The sequence below is a fragment of the Rhizobium sp. SEMIA4064 genome, assembly GCF_003025035.1.
Classification (GTDB): Bacteria; Pseudomonadota; Alphaproteobacteria; order Rhizobiales; family Rhizobiaceae; genus Rhizobium; species Rhizobium paranaense.
On record NZ_PYJN01000018.1, the window covers coordinates 271,817 to 294,955 of the forward strand.

Sequence of the window (23,139 nt, forward strand, 5' to 3'; positions counted from 1 at the left end):
CTGATTTTCGTTCGTTTATGATCCTGAGCCTAATCGCTGAATTGCGTATCGGCCGCATTCTTTATTGCCGCGCCGAGCTGAGCAATCGCGGCACCGGCCGCCACTTGCGGGTCAGCAACTCCGGTTATCGAGATCGGCGCATGCACCGTGATATTTGGCGGCTGCTGATTAACGACTCGAACATCTTGCGTTCCGCTCGGTCGGCTCATCGCCGCAATGGACGATGCATCGATACGGGCAGTTATCAAGCCAAGATCGTCGGCCGTCTTGCCGGGCAGGGTTTCCGTGGCTGATCCTCCCAAACCGGCGGCGCGGGCTGCACGCGCGCTATCAATCGCAGATTGTGCATAGACGCCAGTCGGAGCCGGGCCATTTGCGGGCATGGCGAATGACTTCAGATACGAACCGATGCCATGCAAAGCATCTTCCGGGCCGGGCAACCAAGCCTTTCCCTGTTTGTAAAACGTGTCGCCGGTATAGCTCTGCTCGCCAAACTCCCACGCGCCCGCCCCGGCCATGCCATATATCCCAAGACGCGCAAACCCTTTAAGCATTGTCGACCAGCCGCCTAGCAAGCCAGTAGCAGCACCGCCCGCAGCAGCTCCGGTTGCAGCTGTTGCCGCCACGCCGCCCGCAGTCGCCGTTCCACCACCGACAATCGCCGCGATGGAGCCGACCGTCTTGAGCGCACCAAGCAACGTGCTTGCACCCGACAGCAGAAACATCGCGGTTGCCAGCTTGCGAACAGTGCCGGCGAGAAAGGCAAAACCCGCTCCCCACAGCATGAGCTTGAAACCATAGCCCGCCATTTCCGCAAAGAACGTGGCAATAGGGTTTTCACGAATGGCGTCCGTCAACTCACGAATGGATGCCCCCCATTCCTTCGCCTTCATAAAGAAGCGGCCAAGGTTTTCGCCTGCGTTCGGATCGACCTTCCCAAGCATCAGGTCGCTAACGTCGTTGACCAACTCGCGGATACCGCCATCGTAGCCGAAGCCTTTCGCAAAGCCCTGCGCCCCGACTTTGATTTGATCGAAGATGGTCGCCCGGCTTCCGAGCGTATCCAAGACATCACTGATTGCTTGCGCGCCTTCCCGGATCGAAGGCAACATGCTGTCCCCAACTTCCCAAAAGATGTTGGATACCTTGTTACCCAAAAGCTCGAGCGCATTGCCGGTAGTGCTGGCACGCTGCTTATACTCGTTCATGGCAGAGCCGGCATACTTCGTGCGGTCGCTGACGCTGGCAAGCGCATCGTCCAGAAGCTTCACGTTGCCGACCAGCGGAATGAACGCTTTGGCCTCGTCACCGAAGAAGTCGGAGACAATGGATATCTGTTGATCTTTCGGAGCCTTGGCGATGGCGGCGAGAACTTTTTTTAGCGCCGCCGGCGCATCCTTCTGCATTTCCTTGGCGATCTTCGGCAGGTCGAGACCGAGCCTTGCCGCCACTTCGCGCTGACTCTTTTTCGCGGATGCGCCCCGCGTCAAAGCCTTCGTTACGTTCTGCATCGCGGTCGCCGCCACTTCCGGTTCCGCGCCGGCTGCGATCATGGCGCTACCGATGCCGGCAACCTGTTCTTTCGTAAAGCCGGCGATCTTGCCGAGCGCACCGACGCGCAGCATGAAGTCTGTAATTTCAGACGCCTTGCTCGCCATGTTGTTCGACAGATGGTTCATCACATCGGCGAGGTCGCCAGTTTCGGCAACCGTCAAGCCGAACTGCGTTTTCAGCTTAGCCAGGCTAGAGCCGGCCTTTTCCGCCGTGATGTCGAAGGCGATGCCAACGCGCGAGGCCATTTCGGCAAAGCCCTGCAAATCCTGTGTTGCGATACCGGACTCACCAGCAGCGGCGTAGAGGGCCGCGATGTTATCGGCGGACATCGGGATTTCGCCAGACATGCGCCGGATACTACGGCGCATGGTCTCGAACTGCTCGCTTGACGCATCGACCACCTTTTTGACATCGGCAAATGCGGACTCGAAATTGATCGCCTCGCCCGCCGTGGCACGCAAACCCTCCCTCACACCAAGATAGCCAGCACCAAACACAACCGCCTGCCCGACCATACTGCGAATAGGCGCAAAGGTCGCCCGCTGCTGCGCCCGGAGGCCGTCGAGCGCTCGCGTGATATGCTTGGCGCGAGCCGTCACATCGTCCAGAAGCGAAACCCGGAGGGTGCTTTGAAGTGTGGTCATGATATTCCCTCCAGCGCATCACGCAGGGCGCGAGCCGTGTCGAAATAGGCGATCAATTTTTCAGGTGACCACCGCTCGATAACATCGAGCGGTGTGTGGGCGAAGCGGGCAACGAACAGGGCGACTAAGCGCCAATCGTGTTGATTTATGCGTTTCCCAAAATGTCCTTGGTCGCATCAAGAATGCGCCGATAATCGGCGGCGCAGATCTTCTTGAAGGCCGGAATCGGCACGTCTGAAATCGCGGAGAGAACGGCGACGTTCTGCGATATCTCGCCCTTGAACTGATCGCCGGCCATGAAGTCGCCCACGGTCGCCTCTCGGAAAGTCAGATCGGAATAGGCGATTTCGTTGTGGGTGACGGGCTTGGAAAGAGTGAGTCTGACAACTTCGGTCATGATGATTCCTCGAAGAAAATGGCCCGCATAAAGCGGGCTTGATAAAGGGAGATTGTCGGGGGGAAGGTGCCGCCTTACAGCAGCAGAGCGTTGCGGATATCGCCGTATTGCGAGACGCCGCCGACCTTGAAATCAAAGTCGTCCATCTCGTAGATTTCCTCGCCGTCGATTTCGAGTTTGTAATAATTCACGTCAACGGCATAGTCGTTCTCGGCAAGGTCGCCGGGCTTCCATGTGCCGTGATCGGGCTTATACATTTTGCCGCGAATGGAGAGCACCGCGCTATGCGTGGTGCCGTCTTCATCGACGAGTGCGCCGGTCACCATGAACGGTGTGTCAACGCCCGGCTTGACGCCGTGGAGCTTCAAAATCTGCGGGTCGAGACCCGGCATCTTGAACTTGAATTCCAGCGCCTCATAGCCGAGGTTGACCTTGCGGGCTTTGATCATGCCGGCGTTGCGCACGTCTTCGCGCTTGGCTTCGGGCACGGGCACGGTGATGTCGCCGATCTGGCCGAGTTTGCTTTGACGGTCGGCCCACATCATGCAATCGCGGATGATGTAGCTGGGTAGGGTCTTTTCTGCCATGTCAGATTGTCCTTGATCAAGCGGCGAGCGAAAGCGGGCCGGTTTCGATGGCACCATTCACCTCGTCCAGCAAAAGCCGGTAGTAGAGAATGTTGCGGTGTGTGGTGACGTGGATTTGCTCCATCAGGCCGACCGGCTCAAACTCCACGTCGAGGAAGAGTTTGCCGGCGGCGAGCGTGGTCGGCTCATTGATATCCGCCAGCCAGACACGCCCGCCAAGGATGTCCTCATTGTTTTTGAAGACCCGAAGCGCGGCGTTACCGTCCTCGATCAGCATCTTGAGATTTCCCTTGGTGAACTTGCGGTCCACATAAAGGAAATAGAGGTCTTCCAAAGCCTCATTCACCATGTCGGCGGTCGCGCGCACGCTATCGAACTGCCAAAGGTCGTCATCGGTAGCGAGGCGACTGCCCCAAGTGCGGAAGCCGCCGCGCTCATTGATGATGGTGGCGACCTGCTTTTCGTTCAGATAGTTGCTGTCATCCGGGTAGGAGATTGTCCGGGCAACGCCATCGATCGTGCGAATGATCTTGTTCGAGACCGAACCGGACACGCCCTCCGACGAAGCAACCACGCGGGCGCGCACCCCGGCAAAGACGGCCGCCACCGGCTTTGTGACCGGAACGCCGCTGACGTTCTTGATGGTCTTCGGATCGATGATGAGAATGCGACCGCCGTTGATCGTACGGCGGAAGCGGACGGCTTCTGCGTTCGTGGTATTCGGACCGGTGATGTAGGCTCGCGCCCGGATTTTCGGGCAAATAACGTTGAGTGCCGAGACAAACGGATTGGCAACATCGCCCACATTGGCCGTCGCCGCCGGCAGAACCTTGTCGGCATCGTCGCCACCGCCGGTAAAGGTGATTGTCGGCGGCTGCGACAACGCCCTGCCCGGCTCGACAACCCGCACGGCAACAACCTTGTCGGCATTCGCTCCCATGCCCATAACCGCCTCAAGCTTAGGCAAAACCTTGCCTGGATCGTTGCCGCCGCCGGTCGCTTCCACAATGGGCGATTCCGTCAGCTTTGCGCCCTGCTCCGAAAGCGAAATCGAAACGACGCCACCTTCCACCCAGGCGCCGGTATTGCCGGCAGTGATCACCACGTGCGGCTGATAGCCGGTAATCGCCTTGGCGCGCAGCGCGGCATAAAGGCCGGTACGGGCGACCGCATCGCCAAGGAGATTGCTTTGCAACGTGGCAGCGTCGGCGCTATCCGGCACACGGTTGACGATGCACCACGAGCCACCTTCGTTGAAAACGGTGGTCACATCTTCCAGAAGCGTGCCCGCCGCGCCGAGCGCTGCCGCTTGCGGCAGAGACGTAATCAGCGTCGGATAGTTCGCGGGAAAGGCGGCGGCGTCCGCGTCGGGTGCCGTACCATTGATAAGGGTGATGCCGTTACGTTGGACACGCAGAAGCGACGGGGTTTCCGCGCTTTCGGCAAGTGTCACGCCATGGGCATAGGACAGGTCGGCCATGAATGGTCTCCATTAAAAGTGACAGATGAGTTTGAGAATTGCGCCGCCTGCCAAAAGCAGCACGGCCGAGATGGAACAACCCGCCGAAACCGGCGGGCTGAATTCAGCAAGGAAGAGAATGTTGGGCGCGGATTGGCGTGCTATCGGTACGTTGCCGCCGCCCACATGGCATCGATCGCATCCGGGGAGAGGCTGAACGAAGCCCCGATTTGCTCAAGCAATTGGTCCGTACGCAGAAACTCGGTCGGATATTCCCACGCATTGAGCGCCTTCGCCCTCGCCTTGCTATCGGCAATCTGATTGATAGCAGCCGTCACGTCGTCCGGCATGATATCGTTATCGATCAGAGCGTCACGGAACTGGCGTGGCGTGAGAGGCGGCATAGCCGCGCGCCTCTCTTCCGGGGACATGAGATCGATTGGATTCACGATCCGGTTGCCGCTCCACTTCATCCCGTAGACAGTTCCGCCGGGACCGCGCGTGAAGTCGCCGGCCTCCGCCTTGCTGATACCTATGATCCGATAGCCGGCGATCTGTGAATGTTCCGGGTCCGGCTCCATCGAAACAACGCAATCGTTATCGTCCAGTGCCACATAGAAATCGAATGGCGGCAGCGATTTGTATAAATCATGCCATTCGGTATTAGCAGCGTCGTAGAAGACATAGATTTGAACCACCTGCCCGCCCGCAAGCTCAACCGCTTCAACTTGCCCTGTTAGTTTTCCGAAATCGTGCATAGCATCCCTCAGAATGGGAAAGCGGCAAACCAGCCGCGATTTTGAATGTAGAGCTGCGGCTGACGAGAGCCGAACCTGTATTGGTCGCCGCTCACGCGCTGCGCCATGGTCAAAACATAAGCACCGTTGTTGATGACCGAGCCGTTGGACATCAGCACCTCGACGTACCCCGCCATCTGTGAATTGGTGACTGCATTGGCAACGTGAGCTTGTGCCCATGCGCTGGCGCGATCTTCTATCCGCTGATTGAGGTCGCCGAACTGTTGGGTCCAGACGGCTCCGTTGGCAGTAATATAGAAATGGATTTGGCCACCTTGGTCCTGCCAAATAAGAGAACCATTGCCATCAACCACCCATCGCCCACGCTTCACATTCGGATGATGCAGCCAAATGCTGGGATCGGTCATCCTTATTTCGAGGGAGCCGGACATGATATCGCCAGTGCGATTGACCGGTGCATAACCAAGGCTGGCCTGCTTGGTGTCCAACGTTGTCTGGAGGTTCGTTATGTCCGCGATAGCGTGCTTGTGGCCGGTATCGGATTTCAGGTTCAGAGCCGTTTGGGTTGCGTTCGAAATTGGCTTGGCCGCATCCGACGTATTGTTGACGTTTCCAAGTGAAAGGGCGGTGCGTTGAGCCGCGCTGTCGGCGGCAGTTAGCAACGCCTTTCCCGGCGCCGTCGCGTCCGTCAGATCGGCCGATGTCAGCGTGACCGCACCTTGCCGGCCGGCAACAGACTGCACAACGTCGGTTGGTGTGCGCAGCTCCTGCCAGTTCGCCAGCACGTTCGCCGGCTCGGCCTGCAAGATGAAGCTTTTGTTGAGATCGGTGCGGATCGCGACATCGCCCCTTTGCACCGCCAGCGCCAACATTGCGGCCTGCGTTGCAACGACAAAGGTGTCGGTGATCGCAGATGCGGGCAGTTGCGTTGCCGGAATTTTGCCCGCCCCGTCTAGCGAGGCGTAGCCGTTCGCGACCCCTTTGTTGGCGATGTTCTCCGCCGAATAGCCAAGGCTCGCCTGTTTGCCGGCCAGCAACGCATCAACGGTGGACACTGAATATGCGTCGGCAATGCCATAGCCCGCCAAGCTGGTCGGCTTGCCGGCGACATCGGCAAAGTCCACGAAGCTCCACGTCATCGACCCGGCAGCACCGCCGGCAGTCAGGACCTTTTTCGAACTACCGATACCTGTGGCCGGCACATGCAGGTTGCCGTCCCCGGTCGGATGGACATAGTTATTGGCTCCAGCCGCAACGCCGTTGAGTTTGGTTTTGTCGCCAGCCGACAGAAAGCCGCTGGTCGTGGTTGTTGCGTCCGGATGAGCGGCAACTCCGCCGGCCCCGACATGGGAAGCGGCAGCAAATGCCGTCGATGCCTGCAATGCTGCGGAACCGAGTTGCAGTAAAACGCGGGTCGCGCCGGCATCTACTGCCGCAGCCAAAGAGCGGCCATATACTGACGACGCTCCCTCAAATGCGGCTGTCCACGCCGTCGAGAAATCCGGCAAATCGGCGACGGCAAGCGACAACGCAGCCTTCGCCGCTGCCACATCGCCCGCCTTGAGGATCGCGCGACCGGTTGCGCCGCTGTCGGCAATGTCGCCGGCATTCAGCGTGATGACGCCTGTTTTTCCAGCGACCGAGGAAACAGCGGTGAACGTCGGAACACGCTCCCAACGAGTTGGGCCACGGCGCAACTGGTCGCCAGCCGAGACGTCTCCGACATCATCGGCGGCGACCTTGCCGGGTACAGAGACAACCCAAAAATCACCCTGATTTCCCGAACCGGACGAGATGGCCGGCGTGTTCGTCGCGGCGTCGTAAACCCCAAGAAAGCTGCCATCGACGGGAAGAAACGTCCCGGAAATCTTGCCATCAGGGCCGAGCGGCACATATCCGTCGGGCTTCCCCTTATTGGCAACATCTTCGGCAACGTACGAGAGCTTGTCCTGCTTGCCAGTCAGGAGGTTGAAGATTTCGGCTTTGGTGTGAGCATCGCCAATCCCATAACCGCCAAGCGTCGTCGGCTTGTCGTCAATTTCCGACCACGGATGGCGATGCCGGTCATAGTCCTGCGCCTTCACATAACGGACATCGCTATAAGCGAGGTCGAGCGATAGAGTAAGGTCGCTCACCATCTCGCCGCCGCCCCTCAATCCGGTCCCCGCAGTGATCGAACGCGTTTTCGGCACTGTCAGGGAAAGGACTTCCCGAAGGGCATCTTCGACGGTCGTGGACGCCAGTCCGCCGCCGGCCTCGCGATAGACTCGGTCGGCCTGATAATCGATATGGGACGTGGCTGAGATAATCCAGTTGGCGCGGATGGGATCGCCCGCGCCAAAGGTCCGTTCGATATCGACGGCGAGCGAACCGCTGTCACGATTGTAGGAAATCAACCGGCCCAACATCACACCATAAGGAGCATCGCGTGTGACCAGCGCCAAGTAGGCAGCCGGGGAATAGCGACGCTTGTTGGTCGAGCTGATACCGATGGTCATCGGACCGGTCTTCACCTCGATAGCAGAGTTGCTTTCCGCGATGAAGACGGCCCCAAGCTGTAGGTCCTCCTGCAATTGCGCAATGAGCGGCGACACGGCTTCATCGATCCGCTTCAATCCGTTTTCCTGCAATTCGCGAACAGCCGACCGCCAATCCTTTTCGATTTCCTCCTGTCCATGAAGGCGCAAATCGACATCTTCGAAGCGCCTGTTCCAGTAATCGGGATCGCCGAGATCATCGCCGACCCTGATTTGATATTGATCCAGTCGGCGCATAACCGGTCACTCCTGTACTGCGGTGATTTCCTCGAAGGAGAGGATTTGATTTTTGATCTGGTCGGCGAGAACACCCTTGATGGTGCCGCCCTGGCTTGGGCGAATAGTCAGCCCCGCGACCTTGACGACGGTTGCGACTTGGACGCGGTAGTCCGCGTCCGGCTTGAAGGCCGGCGTGGTGCTTTTGGCAGGCATGTTTCGTCTCCGGGAAATTTAGAGCGCTACGTCAACGCGCTCTTCGACATGGAAAGGAACGAGGGCATTGTTTGTGGTGCCGTCGATCTGGATTTTGTAGGCGTTGATTGCCGGGGTGGCGGTAAAGCTGTAGGTGCGTCGGAAACGACCGGGATCGATGGGCTGATCCACAAAGCCGCTGCTTTCGATCAGCGTATTGTCATCCTTGCGCAACTTGACCGTGATCGTGTGCCGATCCGCTTCGAACTTGGCTATGATGAGCTGAACCGTGATCGTCGTCGCCGAGGTAGCAAGCGTTCGGCGCGTCGAAATGTGTTTCAGCGTGGTCCGCTGTCGCCAGATGCGTATGCGGCTGCTCGGTATCTCCAGAGCGGGCGCAACGGCATTCGTGCCGGTCATCACCACACGATGGCGGAGCAGCGGCGGCAAGCCCACCAGCAGATTAGGCGTTAACACGTTCAACGGCTTCCATGCGCCGTTGATCATCACCTGATGTTCAATCTCGCAGGATTTCGGCTTGATCGTTCCGGCAAGGATATCGATGGAAGCGATGCCGCCCGAAAGCGTCAGCGCGGCCAACTCGATTTCGACGCGAGACGCCTTGAAGACCAGATATTCCATCTGGAAATACAGGTCTCTCGTCAGATCGCCTTGATAGTAGGCGCCGTCTGTCGAGTAAAACAACGTGCCCTGCGCATACTTGTTGCTGTCAACGACCGCGACCTTGTGGTTGCCAAGCGTGGTGATAATCAAAGCATAGCGCTGCCCGGCTTCGAGAAACACGGGCGGGATGGCAACATAGGTATCGTTCGGCGCAACCTTGATACTGGCGTAGGGGATCGTGACATGCGTCACAAGATGCTCGGGGTCAGGCGATCCGCTGGCCGTGGTGTAGCCGATGGAAATGTGCACATCGCCATCCGCGCCCTTTTCCGTGAAACGCAACTTCAGGCCAGAAAGCCAACCGTCCTGCGAGTTGAGGAACGTCTGCGCGATCTGCGCGCCCGATACGGTCCGGTCGGTGACCTGCGCAACCCAATAGTTGTCGTTCCATTCGTCCTCCCAAAACTGCTGGACGCGAAGGAGCGTGTGCGCGTTCAGAGGATCCCACCACGATTGACCATAGACGTTATCGAGAATTTGCGTACCGGTAACGAGGAAGGTTTCGCCGTTCTTCTTAAAGGTGTTGGTGGCGCTATCGTAGACGCCATCGGCCCACCACTGCGAATTGTTGCAGACGTTATAGGCAGGCCCATAGCGCAGGCGCGAACGGGCAACCGACAACTGTTTCATCTCATGCGTCTGAAAGCCGTACTGCGCAATGGCAATCGAACCATCGACAGCGCCCGCCGAAGACGCCAAACGGATTTCCCGCCCCGAGATCGCCGGCAGCAGCAAGCCGTTGCCCGGCACGTAGGCGTTGAGATCGAGCGGGTTGTAGAGGGAAATCTGCGTTTCATTCCGGTTCTCGTGGGAAAACCGAACGCCCTCTTCGACAAGGCAAAGCAGGTCGATATTTTCGTTGTCGGTTTCGTTGGTCGTCAGGAAGCGGTCCGACGCCCAATCGGACGCGTCGTCCGGTATTTCCATTTTCTCTTTCAGGCGGGCAATGTCACGCATGACATTGATCAGCTCGCCCGAGCCGGCCATGCCCGCCATGCCCTTTTTGAGCGCGGTGATATCACTGGCAATCGTGTTGATGCGCGGCTCAATCTGCGTCCGCCAGACTTCGAGCGAGCGAATGCGGGTGTCGTTGCGCGTGACAGATGGCAGCGCGTTGGCAGCTTCCATCGCAATGGCCTCGATACCGGTCGTGTTCAGCGTCACCCAGGCGATGACGATCAACGATTGGTCGATGACCGGGCGCGGCAGTGTCGCGCTCTCCTGCCCCGGAATGAGGTCAATCTTGGCCGCACGCTGGCGTTCCACCACCATCATGCGCGGTTCGGTCGTGTCGCTTTCCAGATCAACGAGGAAGTCGCGGGTCTCATTGCGGCTGTCTTCCTCCTGACCGTAGGCGATAACGGCAACCAGCCGCTTCGTGGCCGAAGGCAGGATCGAGACGATATTGCGGGTCGATGCCTGCGCCATTTCGAAGATGGCGCCATCGGGCCGATAGATGCGACCGGCCGCGACCTGCAATTCGGTGGCGCTGTTTTTGGTGACAGCAAAGCCGGCATAGCCGGGTGCATCCGCCGTCACCGCATCCTTGACCAGCGTGTCAAAGGTCGTGCGGGCGGATGACTGGATAGCGTTGAGGTCGCTGTGACGCGCCTCCATGCGATCCTGAAACGGTACTGTTTTCAGCATATGTCAGCTCCTGAGAAGACGGCCAGCAATGAAGGGCGTTCCAGCAACGATGAGCTGGCCCGCCTGCGGGCTGCGGTAGGTTTTTGTGTTGATGAGAATCGTATCCCGCGCCGATTTCGCGGCGCGAAGGGCTCGCAGGGTTTCGCGATATTTTTCCCCGTCCGAGGCGGCAAAAAAGCTTCCGAAGAAACCGCCTACCAAGAGCGCCCGGCGTGGTTTGACGGACGGCACATGCACCACGAGCTCGGCAGTGAATGGCGCGACACCAAAGCGGCTCACACCCAAATAGGAAGCACCGCGACGGCGCGGGACCATTTCAGGGTCCCAAATGACAATGCGCTCAAACACCCGTGTTTCGGATCGCATGTTCGACCAGTAACGACGGTGCAATGGTCGCCCGAAAAATGCCGCCCGCCCTGCCCTTGCTGCGGTATATTCTGCTTCGGGCTGGACCGTCGCCGGGCGCATCCCATAGCGAATGACGGACGGCGCACCATCCGCCCGCCGGAACGCAGCGACCGAACGGTTGTGATCGAGCGATACGAGGAAGCGCAAGCTTCTGCCGAGATAGGTAACAGAGCGCCGACGCGGGCGCCGAAGCAGCGCCCGTTCGTATAAGGCGTAGCCAAGACCCGGAATGATGTCTGTGATCTCTTCGACATTGATGGGCTGCTCTATGCCGCGCTCGACAAAAGTAATGCGCGGGCGCGTTCGATCTGCCGCCTTGCTGTCGGATATGAACGACGCGCCGAGCGCCGAATATGCCCGCGCCGAGAGAAACAGCCGCTTCCCGGCAAAGGACCGCGATGCGCGGGTGTAGATGCGAATTTGCGGCATGCGATCGGCAAGTGCCGCACGCTGCTCTTCCGACATGCCACCCGAAAGAAAGAAGGTTCCAGGGGGCCGGATTGCCCTGACAATCTCGCTGCCGACAATGCCGGCATAAGCTTCAAGGCCGGCAAGCGTACCCTTGATCCGATGATGATAGATCGCATCCGCGATCACTCGGCGCTGATGATGCACCGGCCATTTCGGATTCCAGATATCGACCGAATAGGCATGCGCGAGCGCCGGCAGGAAATGCACGGGCGTTGTCAACGGATCGAGGTAGGCTTGCCAATCGATTCCGATTGCATCCGTGCGCTCACCGACCGCAGCAAGCGCCTTTTCCAACGGCAATGAGCTTTGCGGCAGCAAATGCGTCTCCGCCGGGATCATGATTGCACCCGGAAGGTCAGGTTGACGCTCGTCAGATAGGGCGCGACGTTGGCGCGGGCGGGCATATCCGAGAACACGGCATTTTCAATCCGCATGACATTCGGGACATACGCCGCCGCCAGCAACGCCGTGGCGGGAATTTCAGCTCCGATATGATAGCGGGCCACGCCAAACGACCGAACGCTTTTAGCCGCGGCATCCACGACCTGCGCAGGATCGGGACCGCGCGGCACGATGAGCGTTGCCGAGAGGGAGTAGCGGTCGATCTGTGCCGCCGAAACGGTCACATCGTCCGTGAGCGGTCTTATGTGCTTGGCGTCGAGCGCCTTCGCGACGGCAAAGACCGCATCGAGTGGGGCCGCAACTCCTTCGGCACCAAGCAGATAGACGAGAACCTTACCTGCCCCGCCATTGGCGATTCGAATGTCATGCGCTTGCGGCCAAGCCTTCAGGGCCGCAGCCAGATATCCATCTTCCGAACCTGCCGCCGGGGCGGAGAAGGTCGCGAGATAACGGCGCAACAAGGCGCTGTCATCTTCGCGAAAGATCAGCTTGCCACGCCCGTCCAGCGTAATAATGCGTTCGACGCCTGCCTTCGATACCGCGTGGTCAAGATCAGCACCCTTCGCGAAAGCTGGCAACGTCGAGCGCAGGCCGTCATTGACGCGGGCGCGCATCAGCAGTTCGCGGTAAGCATGAGCCTCCTGATCGATCTTGAGCGGATCGGTTTCGAGGCCACCCACATCATACTCATAGCCGGCCTCTTCGGCTCGCTTCTCAAGATCTGACATCCGGGCCGCAAGGATTGTCTCGAAGTCGAGTTTTTCAATCGCGTCCGGTTCCGGCAGGCGTGAAACATCAATGATCGTTGGCGCGTAGATTGCCATGGTCAGCCCCCGCTGTAGACGACGCGGACGCTTGCGCTCTCCGAAACGGAGTAGTCGCCGCGATGGCCGCGTGGGTAATAGGTTCCGAAGATTTCCAGCATGATCGAGCCGTCCGCATCGGCTCGCGTGACCCGACCCGCCGTCATGCGATAACGTGGCTCCCATTCGAGGATTGCTGTCGCCGCAGCGGCGTAGACGGCAAGAATGGTGCGCCGGGTCATCTTGGCATCGATCAGATCGAGCAAGTCGCTGCCGAACGTTCGACGCATAACGCGCGAGCCCTTCGGCGTGGTCAGTATCTTCCGAATGGACTGCTCAACATGGCCCCAATTACTGAGCTGCTTTCCGCTTGCGGCGCTTACGCCCGTCGAATCCGGCATTGTCCGAACCTCTTTCTGATTTGACAGGTGACACGACATCGCCAAACGTTGGCGTAAGCTCCCTCGCCTGATGGCAGGTCAGCGAGATAATTTCGCCGGACGCACGCCATTGCGATCGCGCCAAGATCGCGCCTCTTGCAATCCGTTCGATTCTCGTATGATTTGCACTTAATGCGCGTAATTCGTCCGCGCGGGGAGATAGAAATTGAAACCAATTCCCATGTTAGTTGTGACGGCACTAACCTTTTCCGGTTGCCCTGGCATCAGCAACGCAGCCGTCGCCGAACCTCTCCCAATGCCTGAATTTGATACACTGCTTTTCTGCCGGAATCTCACATCGAAGATGCTCGTAAAATCCGAGCAGGCGGTGGAAACCGCCAAATGCGTCTATCAGGAGAGAATCGCCAAAGGGCAATTGCAGAACCACTGGAGCCTTATGACTCCCAACGCTGTCAAAAACTGCATGAAATACCAAGAGCCAGGTAGGCAGAGTTATTTCACTTTTCGCGGGTGTGTCAGTTATTCTATAGGTCTTGAATGCATGAAAGACGCCTATCGCTGCTCACTCAAGTAATGAACTTTTCATCGGCAATGACTCACAATCTAGTCTTTGGCGAACACACGAGACGAGCCCTCGACAATCGGCCATAGCCCCTTGGACGAGCCTGCCCCAACGTCCACCTTGTCGCCGATGCGGGCAACCCGTTTCCCGCCCTCGCCGCCGAGCTGCACGTTGGGCGATACCACGATGACGGTCGCGCCCGTTACCTTGACCAGATCGGCCGAGGCTTCAACAACGGTATTGCCGATCTTGATATGCAGCGGCATATCCTTGTTCTCGCGAGCGTTGGCATCGCTGTAGGTCGAGAAATCTATCTGCGCGTCCGTCATGTCGCCGTTCTCCGATACGACATCGACTTGCTCGCCCTTCTCATAAAGCACGTCCACCTTGACGCCACCTGCCGCCAAGGTTCGCGCACCGATCCACGGCGTAAGGTAGGGCTTGCCGTTCTGATCGGACAGTTTCACCCGGTACTTGCTCTTGTCGTCGCTGACTTCGGCAATCGTCCCTTTCCTGCGGCGGTTGCGGTTCCGCCGCTCAAGCTCGGCAATGCGATGCATCATATCCGCAAGCTGTTCGACCAACGTGCTCATCACGGCATCTCGAAGGCTGGCGTCATCAACATGGCATCGGCTTCGCCGTAGACCATGCCATACCGCCGCATGGCGGCCTGCAGTTCGTCGACATCGCCCGAAATCTGCGCGCGCATGAGTTCGATATTCTTCGCCATATCTGGCGACTTGCGAATTAGATCGGTCTCGCATTTGGCGAAAAACCGCGCCAACGGCGTGCCGGGACCGAGCGCCGTACCACGAACAGGGTCGGCAACAACCTCCGTCGTGAGCTTCAATCTATGGGCAGCAAGCCGCGTTCCGTTCGCATCCGCGCTAACACGGTCGCGCTCGACACCCACAAGACGAAGACTAAGGCACCGAAAGAGGTCTGCCCACTCGTTCTGCGGATCGTTGAGTGCATCACCAATCTGACGCATGGTCATATCAAGGTGAAACTCGAAATTCGCGTCTGTGGCCGGAAGCCCGCCATAGATAACGCTTTCGTCCGTTTCCGGGTCGGTCACGACATGCGGCGACGCAATCCCCGCTTCAAAGATGATATCGACGTTTCCGTTTTTATTGAGTGCCCGCGTCTCAAGTCCTTCTGTCACCTTTGACGCGCCGACATAGACCGAAATGAACGGCCTTTCCTTATGCGTTCTAAGCGCGCCATCTGCCCCGATGTCGAGCGTGCCGATTTCACTGTCGAGCACATTGTCGCCGACCATGGTGCGCCCGATTAGGGCTTGCACGGCGGCGATGCGTATGGCGATGCAGGCAAGCGACATGTGGCGTTCTCACTTTTCTCGAAGGACGGCGACAATCAAATTGCTGTAGCGGTCGGAGATAAAACCGACTTCCCACACCGGTTCACCCTGTCGATCGATCGCGCGCACGGCATCGCCGGGTTGAAGTTTCGGACCGTCATAGGAACCGCGATCAAGGAAAAGCTCCGCCTCCCCCGCAGCAAGGCGACTGCGAAAGACGCCGGCCTGTCCGACTCCTATCGGCTTGGAATCGTCGCCGCCCTCGCAGAGCGTTTCGCAGCGAACAATGATTTGCGGGCGCTCCGGGTCGAGCTTCCCATTCTTCATGAAGGACAGCCGCACCCGCTCGCCAAAAGCGCCGCCGATCTTACGATCAACGGCAGCTTCCAGTTTTCGCCAATCGACCATGTTATTGATGCAGAACTACATCGCCACGGTCAGACGGATTTTCGGCGACGTTGGCGGAGTAACCGATCTTCGTCTTGCCGCCAGTGGCGTCCGAAGTCACCAAACCAGCATCCCAATAAACCGGTATGCCTTCGCCCCACGCCTGCGCAGCAACTTTAGGTAGACTGTAGACGCCTTCGCGGTCAAGGTTGACGCGCTCGCCTTGATTGGCGGAGTGTGCAGCGACACCGAAGAGCTTGCCAACAAGCACGCCATCGCCGGACTGAACATCGGTGGGCGCAGTCATTTCGAGCGTGTCGCCTTCCTGAATATAGTTTTTCATCGTGAGCGTTCCTTATGAACAATGAGGACGTGAGGCGGACCCGAAGGCCCGCCCATGTTGATCCGCGCCGGTTAGGACAGCTTGCCGGGATTGTGATAGCCGAACCGGAAGTCGGTCGCGCCACAGCCGAAATCGTGCTCCACCGACATGCTGAAACCCTGCCGACCGAACGGCTCGTCCATGCGCACGCGCGGCGCTTCGTATCCGTCCAGATAGCCCCAGCGATAATTCGAACCGGTCGAGGGGTCCGCGAACAGATCCCAGGACGGCCCATCGATCTGCGAGGTTTCGACAAGCTCAAACTTGCCCGAGAAAATATTGACGGTCGAAACCGTGGCTGGCGTGATCGAGGCCAGGAACTTTTCGGCGTTCGTAAGCTGATCAGGACCAACGAGCATGATGCGGGCCGGATTCGCCAACATCGGCTTGTCATCGATAGTCTTCTGTTTACTCATGGCCTTGCGGCCCAAGCCCACGCTATCGACAGTTATCGCCGCGTCGGCACCGACGTTGGCATGGTCGGCGTGGAAAACGGTCTTTCCATCCGCCAGCTTGCCGTTGTAGGCGCCGGCATAGAAGGTGACTTCCTCAAACAGCGCCACCGATGCGCCGTAGCTGGTCAGCAGATCGGAAATCGCGCCGAGATCGTCATTGATAAGCATCTGACGGCTGATGTTGAGCGCGATGGCATAGCTGAATGCCTGCACCGATTCCTTGCCTTCACCGAAGGTCCCATATTTGATCTCGCCGTTTTCCAGCACCTTCTTCAGCATCGGGAAGTCGCCGACGCGGACAATCGTATCAGGGCGGAAGTCGCGGAAGTTTTTCTTCCGGGCGAACTTGCGGAACGTCGGTTGCGCGAGCGCATAGCGCTGCTCAAGCGTACGATTCACAGCGCCCTCAAAGATGGCCGGGAAATCGGACGTTGCATGCGATGCACGCGTAAAGATGTCGTCGATGTCGCGGGCATTGAGCATGCGGCGACCACGGAAGTCGACGATATCGGCGGCGATGTCGATCAGTCCCTGCCCCGTGAATTGGCGTGCAGCAGCCGACGGACCGTCTTTCGGCATCGGAGCACCGAGGCCGTAAGCGAGCGCTTCGACACGGGCCGCACGGATCGTCTCGGTTTCATCCTGCCCAACCTGCGCACGCACGTGGCTGTCAGTCTTGACCGACTGGTCCTTATCGAACAGCTTTTCGAACAGTGCCGAGCGGAAAGCATCAACCGTCGTTCCGGCGCGGATATGATCGCGCCCAAAGTCGGCAAGGCCGGCGCGGCTGGCGAGGTCGTCAATGGTCGCGGATCGCGTCCGTTCGGCAAGAATGCCTTGCTGCTCGGCGTCGGCATTGTGATTGCCCGGCTGCGAAATCGGGGTGCCGCGCGTGGCATTTTCAAGCGTGGCAATCTCGCCGCGAACCTGCTCGATTTCAGCAAGGATGCCGGCATGATCCTGCTCGATAGCACGAGCGGCCTCGCTCGACAGACCGTCCACCAACTCGCCCCGCTTTTTCTCGGCGCGGCTGGTCAGATCGCTCAATTTGCTGCGCAACGCAAAAATTGCCGGCGAGGCTTGCAGCATGTGGTTCAAGCCGCCACCTCCCAATAAGCTGTCGTGCCCGATCAGCGGAGCGGCATGGGAAGGGTCGGCGGAGATGATAGCAAAGGCGAGGCCGAAGCAAAGAAATGCGGCGACGGTCGCGAAAACATATGCAGCCTTTTTCATGGCGTGCGGTTCCTTATGTAGAGTACCGGGCAAAACAAGCGCCGTCGCCCTGCGTCCCGGCGGAGCGCAGGCGGCGAACTTCAAAAAGGGGGAATTGGGATTAGGCCAGGCGAAGCGCGGCTTCGGCCATTCGCATGCGGGTGGCGCGGATCAAATGGCTATCCGGCTCGCCGATAAGCAACGGAAAGGTTGCCTCGCTTGAGCGAACCTGCGCGCCGGGATCGGCGGGCACCGTCACAAACGAAACCTCGTTCGGCGTCCAGCGCTCCACGAAAATCTTTTCAACGTCGCCCTTCTTCTGAGCTTCCTCAATGCGGATTTTGTCGATGGAATAACCAACCGATACATTCTTGATGATCTTGTCAGAGACCAGTCCGAACATGCGGTCGGCGGCTACATCGATTCCGGGCTTCGGGAAACGTATCGTGCACATGCCCTCGCTACCCTCGACCCATGCCCGGTCCACGACGGCCACCTGAGAAAAGGTGGACCAACGGGAATGACTGTCGAGAACAGGAGCGCCCGCATTCATGCGCGAGAGGTCAATCGCCCGTTCGCTGACGACAAGGATTTCGTCAAACGGCACGGCGGTATCCCATCCCGTATAACGGAGACGGCGAACCGCCGACCCAGTCGTAAACGCCAGCGTCACCGTGCGCGCGTCGGTGTTGATAGAGCTGTTAAGAGCCTCGCCTCGAAACTGCATCGGCAGGCTGGTGGGTGCCTTTCGCACTTCAAGTCTCGTCATCGTCTTGGCTTTCTTCTGCCTTGTCGGGGGGATCGTCATCCCATCCCTGTTGCAATTGCCCCGCCTGCGAAACCCGGCGGGCGTCCGTGTCGAAGACAAGTCCGAGCTTGTCTATCTTCCGCTGGAATTCCGCGATTTCGGCAATCACCTCGTCGGGGTCTTCGCCGGACTCGGCAATGACGGAAGCGTGCGACCGGAAGCCGGCGCGCACTTCCTTCACTTTTGCGTTAGTGTCTTTCAGCGGATCGGCCGAATAGAAGCGCGGCGGCGACCATTTCACCGGAACTTTCGGCGACTTTATCAGGCCCGCGAAATATGCTGCCTCGCAAAACCAGTCCCAAATTGGCTGCAACAGCATCGGAATGATGAACTTCCACTGCAGCTCAGAGATGATCCGCTTGAAAGTTTCGATGCCGATTTTGCCCGACGAATAGTTTACCTTGTCCAGCCTACCGGCCAGAATGAAATAAGGCATCCGCCAACCCGCCGCGATAGTATGCAGCATCGAGACTTTGTAAGGATCGTAACCGCCGGTCGCCGCCGGCTGCGAGAAGTCGAGACGCCGGCCACCGACCGCATTGTAGAAGGAGCCCGGCTCAAACTTTTCGACGCGCTCACCACGCGCATTGTAGACGCCCGGCTGAAGGGGCTTTCCCGTGCCTTCTTCCACCGGGGTTCCGAGCGTGTCTTGCTCCTCGCCGCCGCTCATCACGCCGACAAGACAAGACTCAAGCCGCTTTCTGACCAGCTCCGATTCCTCGTATTTCGCGAGATCGTGCATGTCATCCATTGCCGGCACGCCCCAGGGCGTACCGCGAACCTGCGTTCGCTGCTTTTCAAAGACATGGGCGATTTCGGAAGCGAGAACCGGCTTCGATATCACCGACGACATGGGATCGAAGAAGCTGTTACCGGGATGCGAACCAAACATCCAATAGGCGCGCTTGCGGCCAATGGCGTCAAACTCGATACCCTGTATGACCTTCCCGCTCCCGGAAAGAATTCCTTCCCTAGAACTGTCGATCAGGTCCGTTTCGAGAACCTGCAACTGCAACGGAACCGGCAAGCCATCCTCAAGCCTGCGACGGCGACGACGTACCAAGCCATCGCCGCTTTCGAACATGCCTCGAACGGCCAAGGATTGGAGGCCGTAGAAATCGAGATCGCCATCGGCATCGCAAACTTTGCTCCATTCGTCAAAAAGCTCGTTGACCTTTTTGTCCTTGGCGCGCGGCACGATGCCATCGCCAATCGCATGCGAGACGAGCTGTGCGACGGCATGCGCTGCATAAGGGTTGTTGCGAACGAGATCGCGCATGCGGTCGCGGAGCGTCCGGCCAGCGCGGGAAATCTCCGCGTCCGCCGATGTCGAGCGTGCGCGCCTGCCGGATTTCAGGCGGCTGGTTTCGGCTGCGGCGTAACCGCGCGACATGATTTCCATCGCGGCGCGGTTTTTAATCCGGCGAAGGCCAGATTCCGGCGCAAAATAGCCAATGGTCCGGTCGATGATATTGGCAACACTCATCAGTCGAGCGCCGCGCGAATGATGCGTGGGCGTGTCGAGCGGCTGGCTTTCAATGCCGCAAGCGTTTCGCGCATCTCTTTCAACGAGTGATATTCGACTTCGCGGCGTGTTCCGCCCGAATGAAATATCACCTTCCTCGCGCCCATGAGAATGGCCTCTTCGAGGGCGGCAATCTGATCGTCTGTTGTAGCCATCGCTATAACCACTCCGATTTTGCGATTTTCGGTGCATGTGAAGTTGCCGGCACTTCCGGCGGCGTGGACAGTTCGCCCTCACGATGCGCCCAATTGGGATTGACCATCTGCCGGGCGGCAAAGGCATAGACCGTGCAGTCAAGCGCCTCGTGGCGACGACCCGGAACCGGCACGAACTGGCGGAAGGTCTGACCGCGCACATAGCGAACCACCATCTGTTCGCCCGTGATCTGCTCATACCAAACGTCCGGCAGGTCTTTCGAAAAACGCATAGACTTCGGGCGAACAAGCCGACCGAAAATGTTGCTCTTGATGCCGTCCACGCCGACGATGAAAAGCCTTCCGCCTTTGACCGAAGTCTTCGAACGCTCGATCCAGGGCCGATTGCCTGCCGCTCCCTTGATCGCCAGTACACGGCGATTGAACCGAGGGAACGCGAAACGATAGACGGTCTCCATCGTTTCGCCGTCCGAGCTGTCGATGCAGACGGCATCAACCTTGATCTTGCCGCCTAGCGGGTGATCCCACCGGGTCGATATCGCAACGTCCAGCTCGGTCCATGTCGAATGATCGTCATAGCGGCCCCATATGACCGTATGCCCGAGAATGTAGGGAATGCCCGCCTTGTCCCATCCGACAAAGGTCGCCTCAAGTCGGTCATCCTGCACGTCTACGCCGGCGGTGATAATGAGAACGTCCGCCGGGATAGCCTCAAGCCCAAAGTCTTCGGCACGCGTAGCAAGCTCGATGTCGTCTAGCTCGTCGCCTTCCTCTTCCCATCCTTGGGCGAGGATTGTGTTGACGAACGTTTGCAGCGTCGTCGGATCATTTTTGACTGACACAAATTCCCGCGCCAAACGCCCCCAGGACGCATTGGGCAAAAGCGAAATCAGAGCGTTCATCCGAAAGCCGGCATGATCCTTGATCTCCGGCCGCAGTGCCCGCCAACGCCCGGCGGCGACCATGGCGGGCTTGTGCCGCTCGTCTATGGCGCAACCGCATTCCGGGCAAACATAATAAGCCTTTTCCGGCTCACCTTCCGGCCAATGGATATCGCCCCATGTTATTTCATGGAAGTGCCCGCACTCCGGGCAAGGCAGTTCATAAATCCGCTTGTCCGATTGTTCGTAGGCGCGCAGCACATGGCTGGTCGCCTTGTAGACAGGCGTAGACCCCATAACAATCTTGCGGTCCGCGAACGAAAGTGTGCGCCGCTCGGCAAGCAAGATCGGCGAGCCTTCCTTCGTCGCATCCATGCCGTCCGCCTCGTCAATGAAGAGGATACGGACATTGTGGCGACGAAGGTTGCGCGGTGCCTTTGCTGCAATCACCTTGAGGAAGCCGCCGGGAAAGCGTCGGGCGAGAAGCGTGTTACGCCCGCCCTCGTCGGCATCGCCGGTCAGCAAACCCCGAAGCGACGGGGACGCGTCAAAGATCGGCTCGACATCGGACACCATATAGTCGCGGCAGTCGGCCTCTGTCGGCAACAATGAAAGAATGGGCGATGGGTCGTTTGCGCAGAAGCTTGCAAGCGCGCTGGTCAGCAACGTGGTGAAGCCGACACGAACGGGCTTAACAAGCGTGACGCGCTCAATTGCAGCGCTGCCGATCGCATCGGCAATCTCGATCTGCGGCGGCCAGAGCTGGACCATGCCCGTGAGCGACGACACGCCTTCGGGAAGATAGACGTTCTTTTCAATCCAGTCCGATAGCCGCAGCTTCGGAGGCGGAAGCAGACTGTCCCACAGCGCCCGCCTCAATGTCGCCAGTGCTGTCGCCATCGTCTTCGTTACCAAGCTCGGTAAGTGCCGACCGTATTTCGCGGTCGATCAGGTCAACGTCGTAAGTGGTGAGATGCGGAAGCTTCTGCCGGCATCGCGACGGGACCGACAGCATGCCGTTGCGAATGCGGCGACCTATCGAGGTCCATTCGTTGCGGACATCGACAATGGCGATCAGCTCCCGACGAAGCGCCGCGTTTTTCAATGCGGTCTGGTCTGCCTGTTCTCTTGCCAGCCGCGCGCGTTCGGCTGTCAGCGCGTCGGAGCCGTCGCCTGTCCGGCCCGCTGCCATCATGCGCAGATGTTCGCAATAGCGCTGGACCGACCCGGCCATGTCGAAGCGATTCCGATCTGTCTTCACCACGATTCCACGCTCGACAAAATCGGAGATCGCCCGCTTGGACACCCCTAACAAGTCAGCGAGTTGGGCGGCGGTCATTTCGCCGTTGCTCGCGTCTTCCGGCTCCGATGCAGCAGCTTCCGCCTGCGCAAACAGCGTGGTTTCGGCCGCAGTCGAGTGTTTCTTGTGCGCCTTGGCCGCGAAACTCGCGCTTACGCTGAATTTCTCGGCGGCTTCGCGAACCGTATGGCCCTCGTCTAAGTAGGCGATAACCTGCATTCGGAGTTCGTCGGGATAGCTCTTTGCCATCTGATTCCGATTCCACCGAAAGAGCGGTGGAATCCCCCTATAATTTTCTTCACAGAGCGAAATCCCGCAGTCGCGCGCACCCGCTATTCGGACTCTTTCGGGGGAAGGACCCGACCGAGGGGGCCGGGAGGCCGGCGGCGATGAGGGGTCGAAGGCAAGGCCGTCAGGGCGCGAGCTTGGTCAAGGCGGCTTCGACCCGTTCCTTGAGCAACGGTGCCGCGACACGATGGAAGGCCGCAGAGGTCGCGCCCGTGGTCATCTCCCTTGGGATGAACACACCCGACCGGGCAAAGGTGATCTTTGAGCCTGATCGGTTCAACCGATAGAAGACGTGTCCGTTGAAGTGAGGCACGTCGATGCGGTCAGGAAACAAGCCGCCACGCATGAAAGCGCCCGGATAAAGCGTCGGCTTGCCGAATGGTCTCGCCACGACACCCGATGGGGTTTCCTTGGGGCGAAGATACTTTAGGCGAATGTTACCGCCTCGCGTCGCCATGTCGTAGTAGAGCTTGCCCGGTCGCGCCGCGGATGGATTGCCTACCGCCTTGACGATGGTGGCGCGCGGCAGGCCGGTTTGCTTCGTCAGCTCGCGTATGACAACCGTCTTGGCGCGATTGCCGACCTGATTGACAACGCGCGGCAAGACTTTCGGAAAGCGCTCTTTCAGCTCGCCTATCCGCTTGCCATATTCCGTCAGGTTGCGGTCAACCCATTGCATGGACAGTGCAGTCATCAGCAA

At 59.0% G+C, this 23,139-nt stretch carries 22 protein-coding genes; all 22 read right to left on the minus strand.

The window, feature by feature from the left end; translation table 11 throughout:
* Positions 1-29: 29 nt before the first annotated feature.
* The 22 genes from C9E91_RS13565 to C9E91_RS13680 all read right to left on the minus strand — a co-directional run bounded on the left by C9E91_RS13565 (position 30) and on the right by C9E91_RS13680 (position 23,133).
* Positions 30-2,198, minus strand: a complete 2,169-nt coding sequence (locus C9E91_RS13565; RefSeq protein WP_107108801.1) for a phage tail tape measure protein — start codon at positions 2,196-2,198, stop codon at positions 30-32.
* Positions 2,199-2,343: 145 nt separating this feature from the next.
* A complete protein-coding gene (locus C9E91_RS13570; protein WP_107108802.1) occupies positions 2,344-2,595 on the minus strand; it encodes a phage tail assembly protein in 252 nt (83 codons plus the stop codon).
* A gap of 74 nt (positions 2,596-2,669) precedes the next feature.
* The gene (locus C9E91_RS13575) at positions 2,670-3,182 is read right to left on the minus strand and encodes a phage major tail tube protein (RefSeq protein WP_107108803.1); all 513 of its coding nucleotides are present in this window, start codon (positions 3,180-3,182) and stop codon (positions 2,670-2,672) included.
* Positions 3,183-3,198: 16 nt separating this feature from the next.
* Positions 3,199-4,662 carry a phage tail sheath subtilisin-like domain-containing protein gene (locus C9E91_RS13580; protein ID WP_107108804.1) on the minus strand — a complete coding sequence of 488 codons (1,464 nt, stop codon included), beginning with the start codon at positions 4,660-4,662 and terminating at the stop codon, positions 3,199-3,201.
* A gap of 140 nt (positions 4,663-4,802) precedes the next feature.
* Positions 4,803-5,399 (minus strand): hypothetical protein, encoded by a 597-nt coding sequence (locus C9E91_RS13585; protein ID WP_107108805.1) that lies wholly within the window; start codon positions 5,397-5,399, stop codon positions 4,803-4,805.
* A gap of 8 nt (positions 5,400-5,407) precedes the next feature.
* Positions 5,408-7,897 carry a phage tail fiber repeat family protein gene (locus tag C9E91_RS13590; RefSeq protein WP_146144001.1) on the minus strand — a complete coding sequence of 830 codons (2,490 nt, stop codon included), beginning with the start codon at positions 7,895-7,897 and terminating at the stop codon, positions 5,408-5,410.
* 282 nt (positions 7,898-8,179) lie between these two features.
* Positions 8,180-8,368, minus strand: coding sequence for a hypothetical protein (locus C9E91_RS13595; protein ID WP_107108807.1), 189 nt, complete (start codon positions 8,366-8,368; stop codon positions 8,180-8,182).
* 18 nt (positions 8,369-8,386) lie between these two features.
* On the minus strand, positions 8,387-10,678 hold the full coding sequence (locus C9E91_RS13600; RefSeq protein ID WP_107108808.1) for a hypothetical protein: 2,292 nt from the start codon (positions 10,676-10,678) through the stop codon (positions 8,387-8,389).
* A gap of 3 nt (positions 10,679-10,681) precedes the next feature.
* Positions 10,682-11,896: a phage tail protein I gene (locus C9E91_RS13605; RefSeq protein ID WP_107108809.1), complete on the minus strand. Its 1,215-nt coding sequence runs from the start codon at positions 11,894-11,896 to the stop codon at positions 10,682-10,684.
* Positions 11,893-12,783 carry a baseplate J/gp47 family protein gene (locus C9E91_RS13610; RefSeq protein ID WP_107108810.1) on the minus strand — a complete coding sequence of 297 codons (891 nt, stop codon included), beginning with the start codon at positions 12,781-12,783 and terminating at the stop codon, positions 11,893-11,895. The genes C9E91_RS13605 and C9E91_RS13610 overlap by 4 nt, the downstream gene beginning before the upstream one ends.
* A gap of 2 nt (positions 12,784-12,785) precedes the next feature.
* Entirely contained in the window at positions 12,786-13,163 is a 378-nt protein-coding gene (locus C9E91_RS13615; RefSeq protein ID WP_107108811.1) for a GPW/gp25 family protein, read from the minus strand.
* A gap of 603 nt (positions 13,164-13,766) precedes the next feature.
* Positions 13,767-14,318 (minus strand): phage baseplate assembly protein V, encoded by a 552-nt coding sequence (locus C9E91_RS13630; RefSeq protein WP_107108814.1) that lies wholly within the window; start codon positions 14,316-14,318, stop codon positions 13,767-13,769.
* Positions 14,318-15,007: a hypothetical protein gene (locus C9E91_RS13635; RefSeq protein ID WP_245407490.1), complete on the minus strand. Its 690-nt coding sequence runs from the start codon at positions 15,005-15,007 to the stop codon at positions 14,318-14,320. Before C9E91_RS13635 ends, C9E91_RS13630 begins: the two co-directional genes overlap by 1 nt.
* A 69-nt stretch (positions 15,008-15,076) precedes the next feature.
* Positions 15,077-15,454, minus strand: a complete 378-nt coding sequence (locus C9E91_RS13640; protein ID WP_107108816.1) for a hypothetical protein — start codon at positions 15,452-15,454, stop codon at positions 15,077-15,079.
* A gap of 1 nt (position 15,455) precedes the next feature.
* Positions 15,456-15,776 (minus strand): DUF2190 family protein, encoded by a 321-nt coding sequence (locus tag C9E91_RS13645; protein ID WP_107108817.1) that lies wholly within the window; start codon positions 15,774-15,776, stop codon positions 15,456-15,458.
* Between the two features lie 71 nt (positions 15,777-15,847).
* Positions 15,848-17,503 (minus strand): phage major capsid protein, encoded by a 1,656-nt coding sequence (locus C9E91_RS13650; RefSeq protein WP_107108818.1) that lies wholly within the window; start codon positions 17,501-17,503, stop codon positions 15,848-15,850.
* Between the two features lie 100 nt (positions 17,504-17,603).
* The gene (locus tag C9E91_RS13655; RefSeq protein WP_146144002.1) at positions 17,604-18,290 is read right to left on the minus strand and encodes a hypothetical protein; all 687 of its coding nucleotides are present in this window, start codon (positions 18,288-18,290) and stop codon (positions 17,604-17,606) included.
* Entirely contained in the window at positions 18,238-19,776 is a 1,539-nt protein-coding gene (locus tag C9E91_RS13660) for a phage portal protein (RefSeq protein ID WP_107108820.1), read from the minus strand. Before C9E91_RS13660 ends, C9E91_RS13655 begins: the two co-directional genes overlap by 53 nt.
* The gene (locus C9E91_RS13665; protein WP_107108821.1) at positions 19,776-19,970 is read right to left on the minus strand and encodes a phage head-tail joining protein; all 195 of its coding nucleotides are present in this window, start codon (positions 19,968-19,970) and stop codon (positions 19,776-19,778) included. The genes C9E91_RS13660 and C9E91_RS13665 overlap by 1 nt, the downstream gene beginning before the upstream one ends.
* A gap of 2 nt (positions 19,971-19,972) precedes the next feature.
* Positions 19,973-21,751, minus strand: a complete 1,779-nt coding sequence (locus C9E91_RS13670) for a phage terminase large subunit family protein (protein ID WP_107108822.1) — start codon at positions 21,749-21,751, stop codon at positions 19,973-19,975.
* Positions 21,666-22,370, minus strand: a complete 705-nt coding sequence (locus C9E91_RS13675) for a MerR family transcriptional regulator (RefSeq protein WP_245407491.1) — start codon at positions 22,368-22,370, stop codon at positions 21,666-21,668. Before C9E91_RS13675 ends, C9E91_RS13670 begins: the two co-directional genes overlap by 86 nt.
* A gap of 193 nt (positions 22,371-22,563) precedes the next feature.
* Positions 22,564-23,133 carry a hypothetical protein gene (locus tag C9E91_RS13680; protein WP_107108859.1) on the minus strand — a complete coding sequence of 190 codons (570 nt, stop codon included), beginning with the start codon at positions 23,131-23,133 and terminating at the stop codon, positions 22,564-22,566.
* Between the last annotated feature and the right edge of the window lie 6 nt (positions 23,134-23,139).